This window comes from Bacteroides sp. RTP31139st1_H2_RTP31139_211217, from assembly GCF_040227615.1.
Taxonomy (GTDB): Bacteria; Bacteroidota; Bacteroidia; order Bacteroidales; family Bacteroidaceae; genus Bacteroides; species Bacteroides uniformis.
This window is the reverse complement of the sequence record NZ_JBCNZM010000153.1, coordinates 1-7,209: the sequence shown is the minus strand read 5'-3', so window position 1 is coordinate 7,209 and position 7,209 is coordinate 1. Positions and strand designations below refer to the sequence as shown.

At 44.2% G+C, this 7,209-nt stretch carries 8 protein-coding genes; 5 read left to right on the top strand and 3 right to left on the bottom strand.

The genetic code is table 11. From position 1 onward, the window contains the following. Nucleotides 1-82: 82 nt before the first annotated feature. Together ABUA47_RS19370 and ABUA47_RS19365 are read right to left on the bottom strand one after the other, a co-directional pair. Complete coding sequence (locus tag ABUA47_RS19370) at nt 83-853, bottom strand: ABC transporter ATP-binding protein (RefSeq protein ID WP_005829539.1); 771 nt, start codon at nt 851-853, stop codon at nt 83-85. Then, nucleotides 850-1,593 (bottom strand): MlaE family ABC transporter permease, encoded by a 744-nt coding sequence (locus ABUA47_RS19365; RefSeq protein ID WP_005829541.1) that lies wholly within the window; start codon nt 1,591-1,593, stop codon nt 850-852. Before ABUA47_RS19365 ends, ABUA47_RS19370 begins: the two co-directional genes overlap by 4 nt. Nucleotides 1,594-1,775: 182 nt before the next feature. On the opposite strand from ABUA47_RS19365, the gene lptB reads away from it, so the two are divergent. Next, entirely contained in the window at nt 1,776-2,516 is a 741-nt protein-coding gene (lptB, locus tag ABUA47_RS19360) for an LPS export ABC transporter ATP-binding protein (protein WP_034523256.1), read from the top strand. Between the two features lie 82 nt (nt 2,517-2,598). On the opposite strand, the gene ABUA47_RS19355 is transcribed toward lptB, so the two are convergent. Continuing rightward, complete coding sequence (locus ABUA47_RS19355) at nt 2,599-2,847, bottom strand: RNA recognition motif domain-containing protein (RefSeq protein ID WP_005829545.1); 249 nt, start codon at nt 2,845-2,847, stop codon at nt 2,599-2,601. 474 nt (nt 2,848-3,321) lie between these two features. On the opposite strand from ABUA47_RS19355, the gene tig reads away from it, so the two are divergent. From tig to ABUA47_RS19335, 4 genes are all read left to right on the top strand, one after another. Next, on the top strand, nt 3,322-4,677 hold the full coding sequence (gene tig / locus ABUA47_RS19350; RefSeq protein WP_005829551.1) for a trigger factor: 1,356 nt from the start codon (nt 3,322-3,324) through the stop codon (nt 4,675-4,677). A gap of 131 nt (nt 4,678-4,808) precedes the next feature. After that, nucleotides 4,809-5,471: an ATP-dependent Clp endopeptidase proteolytic subunit ClpP gene (gene clpP / locus ABUA47_RS19345; protein WP_005829555.1), complete on the top strand. Its 663-nt coding sequence runs from the start codon at nt 4,809-4,811 to the stop codon at nt 5,469-5,471. 2 nt (nt 5,472-5,473) lie between these two features. Further along, complete coding sequence (gene clpX / locus ABUA47_RS19340) at nt 5,474-6,718, top strand: ATP-dependent Clp protease ATP-binding subunit ClpX (RefSeq protein ID WP_005829557.1); 1,245 nt, start codon at nt 5,474-5,476, stop codon at nt 6,716-6,718. A gap of 174 nt (nt 6,719-6,892) precedes the next feature. Beyond that, on the top strand, nt 6,893-7,209 hold a 317-nt coding region (locus ABUA47_RS19335; protein ID WP_349831916.1), incomplete at its 3' end, for a DEAD/DEAH box helicase.

Below are 7,209 nucleotides of genomic sequence, written 5' to 3'. Positions count from 1 at the left end.
ACTGGTTTTATGAAGAGAACGCGTCCGGAACATAGCTTCCGGACGCTTTCTTATGTAATAGGTTAGAAAATGAGGTGTGGTTTTATCCTTCAAGGTTCTGTATCTCCACTTCTTTGACTTTCCGGAATAGGTCAGATGCAAATATGAAACTGTTCAACCGCTCGTTGGTGGAAGTGAAGATATCGTCTTTATTGCCTTCCCATTCTTTGTGTCCTTCGTAAATATAGATGATTTTTTCTCCGATACCCATTACAGAGTTCATGTCATGAGTGTTGATGAGAGTAGTCATATTGTATTCTCGGGTTATATCTTGTATCAGTTCGTCGATGACAAGCGAGGTCTTGGGGTCAAGTCCTGAATTCGGCTCGTCACAGAACAAGTATTGCGGGTTTAGGGCAATGGCACGGGCAATGGCTACGCGTTTCTGCATACCGCCGCTGATTTCTCCGGGAAATTTGTCTTTGGCTTCAATCAGGTTTACACGCTCCAAGCAGAACATGGCACGACGAGTCCGATCGCGCAGGGTATCGTTGCTGAACATGTTCAGTGGAAACATCACATTGTCCAGTACCGTCATGGAATCGAACAGCGCGGCACTTTGGAAAATCATTCCCATTTCCCGGCGGAGCGCTTTCTTTTCCTTCTTTCCCATGGCGAGGAAGTTGCGGTGGTCATACAACAATTCTCCTTTGTCCGGTGTCAGCAGACCCACGATACATTTCATGAGTACGGTTTTTCCCGAACCGCTCTGCCCTATGATTAGGTTGGTCTTTCCATTCTCGAAAGTGGCATTGATATCTTTCAGTACCTCTTTTTCTTCAAATGATTTGCAAAGTCCTTTCAGTTCAATCATCCCATTAAAAGTTGAGTTAATATTAGGTCGGCGAATAAGATAAGTACGCTGCTGCATACTACGGAGTCGGTGGACGCCTTGCCCACTTCGATGGAACCGCCTTCGACGGTGTAACCGAAGAATGCCGATACGCTGGCAATGATAAAGGCAAAGAACAGCGACTTGATGATGCCGCACCAAATAAACCATTCGACAAACATGTACTGCAAGCCGTATTCTAAATCTACCGCCGACATGATGCCGCCGAACCAGCAAGTACAGAAGGCACCTATGATACCGGCGAATATACTGAACGTCACCATCAGTGGAATGGTTGTCACCATAGCGGCAATTTTCGGTAGGATGAGATAGTTGGCAGAATTGACACCCATAATTTCAAGGGCGTCTATCTGCTGGGTGACTCGCATGGTGCCCAGCTCCGAGGCGATGTTTGACCCGACCTTTCCTGCCAGAATCAGACACATGATGGAGGAGGAGAATTCCAGCAGCATGATTTCTCGGGTTACATATCCCACTGTCCATCGAGGCATGAAAGGACTCTCGATGTTCAACTTTATCTGTATGGTGATTACAGCTCCGATGAAGAACGATATCAGCAATACGATGCCGATAGAGTTCACGCCGAGCTGTTCCAACTCGTTGACATATTGGCGGAAAAACATACGCATACGTTCGGGACGGGCAAATACGCGTCCCATCAGTATGATATATCGTCCCACTGTCTTAAGTGCTTTAAACATAACATATAAGTATTTGAATGCAAATGTACACTATTTCGGCTTATTTTTGCTACATTTGCGGCGAAAACCTTTAGAGTATGGAAGAAGAAAAAGGCATAAAGGACAATGTAGAGGAAGTTAAGGAAAATCTGCAGGCCGGACCAAGCTTGACTGCTGGGGCAGAGCCACGGGAGGAAGGTAGCATGGTGCTGCGTACGGAGGATTTGGTGAAAAAGTACGGAAAGCGTACGGTAGTGAGCCATGTGTCCATTGATGTGAAGCAAGGGGAGATTGTCGGTTTGCTGGGGCCGAATGGCGCCGGTAAGACAACTTCGTTTTATATGACCGTAGGGCTGATTACTCCCAATGAGGGACGTATCTTCTTGAATGATTTGGATATAACGAAATATCCGGTATACAAGCGTGCGCAGACGGGTATCGGTTATTTGGCGCAGGAGGCTTCCGTGTTCCGTCAAATGAGTGTGGAAGACAATATTGCATCTGTACTGGAAATGACCGACAAGCCTTTGGAGTATCAGAAAGACAAGCTGGAGAGCCTGATTGCAGAGTTCCGCTTGCAGAAGGTAAGGAAGAACAAGGGTAACCAGTTGTCAGGTGGCGAGCGGCGCCGTACAGAAATTGCCCGTTGTCTGGCCATTGACCCCAAATTTATTATGTTGGACGAGCCTTTTGCCGGTGTAGACCCGATTGCAGTGGAGGATATTCAGCAGATTGTGTGGAAGTTGAAAGATAGGAATATCGGCATTTTGATTACTGACCACAATGTGCAGGAGACGCTGAGCATTACCGATCGTGCTTATCTGCTATTTGAAGGAAAAATTTTGTTCCAGGGTACGCCGGAAGAGTTGGCCGAGAATAAGATTGTACGTGAAAAGTATCTGAGTAATAGCTTCGTACTTCGTCGCAAGGATTTTATGAAGTAATCCCGGATACTGTCGATTGATAGAAATAAAAAAAGACCACTCATTCAGTGGCCTTTTTTTATTTCTCCTTAAATCTCTATGATTAATATTTTGGAGGTCTTGCTTCTTTCACTACCATTTGGCGGCCGAAGAATTCAGCACCGTCTAGTTCGGCAATAGCTTTAGCTGCAGCAGCGTCATCTTCCATTTCTACAAAAGCGATGCCTCTGAAACGTCCGGTGGTGCGGTCATTGATAAATTTTACAGAAGATACTGTGCCGTAATCTTCCATTGCCTTCTGCAGGTCACTCTCCTTAACGCGGTAGTTAAGGTTTCCAACATAAATGTTCATAATGAAATTGATAAAATAAATATAATGAATAAAACTCTCTTGGAAGGAAGGCTGAATAATAAATGGATTACAACGACAGAGAGTTTACAAAAGCGTTCTTGAAAACGGAAGTAAAAACCATGTAATGGAAATCGAAAAACTAATGCGCCATCATTCCGCGACAAAGAAACGCATAAAATTCGGATAAACAATGTTTTTCCTTAATTATTTTTGTAGATTGTCGTGCCTTCGGGCAACTCCCATTTCTCTTCATAGAAACTGGACGGTTCGGTTTATCATCGTCTTTTCCCTGAGTATCTTTCCCATAAACGTCCTCCGTTGTCAGTCCGATGGTTGGGCTCTTCTACCGCTCTATCCAAGAATTAAACTGAAATAAATCGGCAATGTTCTTTTGATAATTGAAAGAATAACGCTAATTTTGCACGCCCATTTGAGATATGGAACAAAGTATAAATCAAATAAATAATTGTCAGAATGAACGTTTCATTACAAAACATTGACAAAGTAAGCGCACTGCTTACTGTAAAGCTTGAGAAAGCAGATTATCAGGAAAAAGTAGACAAATCATTGAAGAGCTTCCGTCAGAAGGCACAGATTCCCGGTTTCCGTAAGGGAATGGTTCCTATGAGCTTAGTTAAGAAAATGTATGGTAAGTCTGCATTGGCTGAAGAGGTGAACAAGCTGCTTTCAGAAACAGTATATAAGTATATCCAGGACAATAAGGTAAATATATTGGGCGAGCCTTTGCCCAACGAAGACAAGCAGCAGGAAATTGATTTCGATACTATGGAAGAGTTCGAATTCTTGTTTGATATTGCTTTGGCTCCGGAATTTAAAGCTGAAGTCAGTGCAAAAGATAAGGTAGATTACTATACTATTGAAGTTACAGACGAAATGGTGGATAACCAGGTCAAGGCTTACACTCAACGTAACGGCAAGTATGACAAGGTAGACGTTTACGAGGACAATGACATGCTGAAAGGTTTGCTTGCTGAACTGGATGAAGAAGGTAATACCAAAGAGGGTGGTATTCAGGTGGAAGGTGCTGTAATGATGCCTTCGTACATGAAAAATGATGAACAGAAAGCTATCTTTGCCGGTGCAAAAGTGAACGATGTGCTTGTATTCAATCCGAATACTGCTTGGGACGGAAATGCTGCCGAATTGTCTTCTTTATTGAAGATTGACAAGGAAGCTGCTCCCGAAGTAAAATCCAATTTCAGCTTCCAGGTAGAAGAAATCACACGTTTCGTTCCGGGTGACTTGACTCAGGAAATTTTCGACCAGGTATTTGGCGAAGGTAATGTGAAAACGGAAGAGGAATTCCGTGCCAAAGTGAAGGAAGTTATTGCCAACCAGTTCGTGGCAGACAGTGACTATAAGTTCTTGATTGACGCACGTAAGATGCTGACAGAGAAAGTAGGCAAGCTGGAATTCCCGGATGCATTACTGAAGCGCATTATGCGTCTGAACAATCCTGACAAGGAAGAAAGCTTTGTAGAGGACAACTATGACAAGAGCATCGAAGAGCTGACTTGGCACCTGATTAAAGAACAGCTGGTGAAAGCCAATGATATCAAGGTTGAGCAGGAAGACATCACAAACATGGCTAAGGAAGCTACCCGCGCACAGTTTGCACAATATGGTATGATGAGTGTGCCTGAAGAAATCCTGGAAAACTACTCAAAGGAAATGCTTAAGAAGAAAGAGAGCATAGAAGGCTTGGTTAATCGTGTGGTTGAATCTAAATTGGCTACAGCATTGAAGTCTCAGGTGGAACTGGAGCATAAGAACGTTTCTGCTGAAGAGTTCAATAAGATGTTTGCATAAGAGTAATGTGAGCCTACGGCTAAAATTTATAAAGAAACACAGAGTTTGACAAACTATAACTCTGTGTTTTTTTGTGTCTCTGTGTTCTTTTTTGTTTCTTTGTATCCTTATAAATTAAAAAATAGAAAGAAATGGATGATTTTAGAAAATACGCTACCAAGCATCTTGGTATGAACAGTTTGGTGCTGGACGATGTGATTAAATCACAAGCCGGCTATTTGAATCCCTATATCCTCGAGGAACGCCAGCTCAATGTAACGCAGTTGGACGTGTTTTCCCGTCTGATGATGGACCGCATCATTTTCCTCGGTACGCAGGTTGATGACTATACAGCCAATACTTTGCAGGCTCAGTTGCTTTATCTGGATTCGGTGGATCCGGGCAAGGATATTTCCATCTATATCAATTCGCCGGGCGGTTCGGTATATGCCGGTCTGGGTATTTATGATACCATGCAGTTCATCAGTAGTGATGTGGCTACCATCTGTACTGGAATGGCGGCAAGCATGGCAGCCGTATTGCTGGTTGCCGGTGCCGAAGGCAAACGCTCCGCATTGACCCACTCCCGCGTGATGATACACCAGCCGATGGGAGGTGCCCAGGGGCAGGCCTCGGATATTGAAATCACGGCACGTGAAATCCAGAAGTTGAAGAAAGAACTTTATACCATTATCGCCGACCACTCCCACACTCCCTTTGACAAGGTATGGGCAGATTCTGACCGTGACTACTGGATGACAGCCCAGGAGGCCAAAGAATATGGTATGGTAGATGAGGTTTTGATTAAAAAATAAATATGGCAGATTCAAGAAAGAATAAAAATAGATGCAGTTTTTGCGGTCGCACCGAAGATGAAGTCGGATTTCTCATAACGGGGATGAATGGCTATATCTGCGACAGTTGCGCCACCCAGGCTTATGAGATTACTCAGGAGGCTTTGGGGGCTGGCAAGAAGGCAAGTGCCACGAAGCTGAATCTGAAAGAACTTCCTAAACCCGTAGAAATAAAGAAGTTCCTCGATCAATATGTCATTGGTCAGGACGATGCCAAGCGTTTCTTGTCTGTGTCGGTGTACAACCATTACAAACGTCTGCTCCAGAAGGACGGCGGTGATGATGTGGAGATTGAAAAATCGAACATCATCATGGTAGGCAGTACCGGTACGGGAAAGACGTTATTGGCGCGTACTATCGCAAAGTTGCTGCATGTTCCTTTTACTATTGTAGATGCAACAGTTCTGACAGAGGCAGGTTATGTGGGTGAGGACATTGAAAGCATTTTGACACGTCTGCTCCAGGTGGCGGATTATAACGTGCCCGAGGCAGAGCAAGGTATCGTGTTTATTGATGAGATAGACAAAATAGCGCGCAAGGGTGATAATCCTTCCATAACCCGTGATGTGAGTGGTGAAGGCGTGCAGCAGGGATTGCTGAAACTGCTGGAAGGTTCTGTGGTGAATGTGCCTCCCCAGGGTGGGCGCAAGCATCCCGACCAGAAAATGATTCCGGTCAATACCAAGAATATTCTGTTCATTTGCGGTGGGGCTTTCGATGGCATTGAAAAGAAAATTGCCCAGCGGCTGAATACGCACGTTGTCGGGTATAGCGCTGTACGCAATACGGCAACCATTGATAAGAGCAACATGATGCAGTACATTGCTCCGCAGGATTTGAAGTCGTTCGGACTGATTCCCGAGATTATCGGCCGCCTTCCGGTGCTGACTTATCTGAATCCGTTGGACCGTGCGGCATTGCGCTCCATTCTTACGGAACCGAAGAATTCCATCATCAAGCAATACATCAAACTGTTTGAGATGGACAATGTGAAGCTGACGTTTGAAGATGCTGTATTTGAATATATCGTGGATAAAGCGGTAGAATATAAGTTGGGAGCCCGCGGCTTGCGTTCCATTGTGGAGACAATTATGATGGATGCCATGTTCGAAATTCCGTCAGAACAGAAGGACAATTTTGTTGTGACGTTGGACTACGCCAAGCGCCAGCTTGAAAAGGCAAATATAGCACGACTGCAAAGTGCTTAAGAATCAGATGGTAATACGGGGTAAAACCGACTATTTTACTTTTTATTGAAAAATATTCGATGGATTATGCTTGAAATTTAAGAAGTTGTTTATAACTTTGTTAGGGTTCTTTGTGAAAACAAGGCGGAGTACCACTATTAAAAGTTAACTCAATAAACAACAACCTAATGAATCATGGCAGGGAAGAAGATTAATTTGATAGACCAGCTGAAGAAATACTTCGGGTTCGATACATTTAAAGGAAATCAGGAAGCAATCATAGAGAATCTGTTGGCGGGTAATGATACATTCGTGTTGATGCCTACCGGTGGTGGAAAATCTTTGTGCTACCAACTGCCGTCCTTGTTGATGGAGGGCACGGGTATCGTGATTTCTCCTCTGATTGCCTTGATGAAGAATCAGGTCGATGCGATGCGTAACTTCAGCGAAGAGGATGGGATAGCCCACTTCATCAATTCTTCCCTAAACAAGAGCGCGATAGACCAGGTCCG

What these genes read in the sequence shown, in the direction of transcription:
- ABUA47_RS19370 (WP_005829539.1), bottom strand. Translation starts at nt 853, where the DNA reads ATGATTGAACTGAAAGGACTTTGCAAATCATTTGAAGAAAAAGAGGTA.
- ABUA47_RS19365 (WP_005829541.1), bottom strand. Translation starts at nt 1,593, where the DNA reads ATGTTTAAAGCACTTAAGACAGTGGGACGATATATCATACTGATGGGA.
- lptB (WP_034523256.1), top strand. Translation starts at nt 1,776, where the DNA reads ATGGTGCTGCGTACGGAGGATTTGGTGAAAAAGTACGGAAAGCGTACG.
- ABUA47_RS19355 (WP_005829545.1), bottom strand. Translation starts at nt 2,847, where the DNA reads ATGAACATTTATGTTGGAAACCTTAACTACCGCGTTAAGGAGAGTGAC.
- tig (WP_005829551.1), top strand. Translation starts at nt 3,322, where the DNA reads ATGAACGTTTCATTACAAAACATTGACAAAGTAAGCGCACTGCTTACT.
- clpP (WP_005829555.1), top strand. Translation starts at nt 4,809, where the DNA reads ATGGATGATTTTAGAAAATACGCTACCAAGCATCTTGGTATGAACAGT.
- clpX (WP_005829557.1), top strand. Translation starts at nt 5,474, where the DNA reads ATGGCAGATTCAAGAAAGAATAAAAATAGATGCAGTTTTTGCGGTCGC.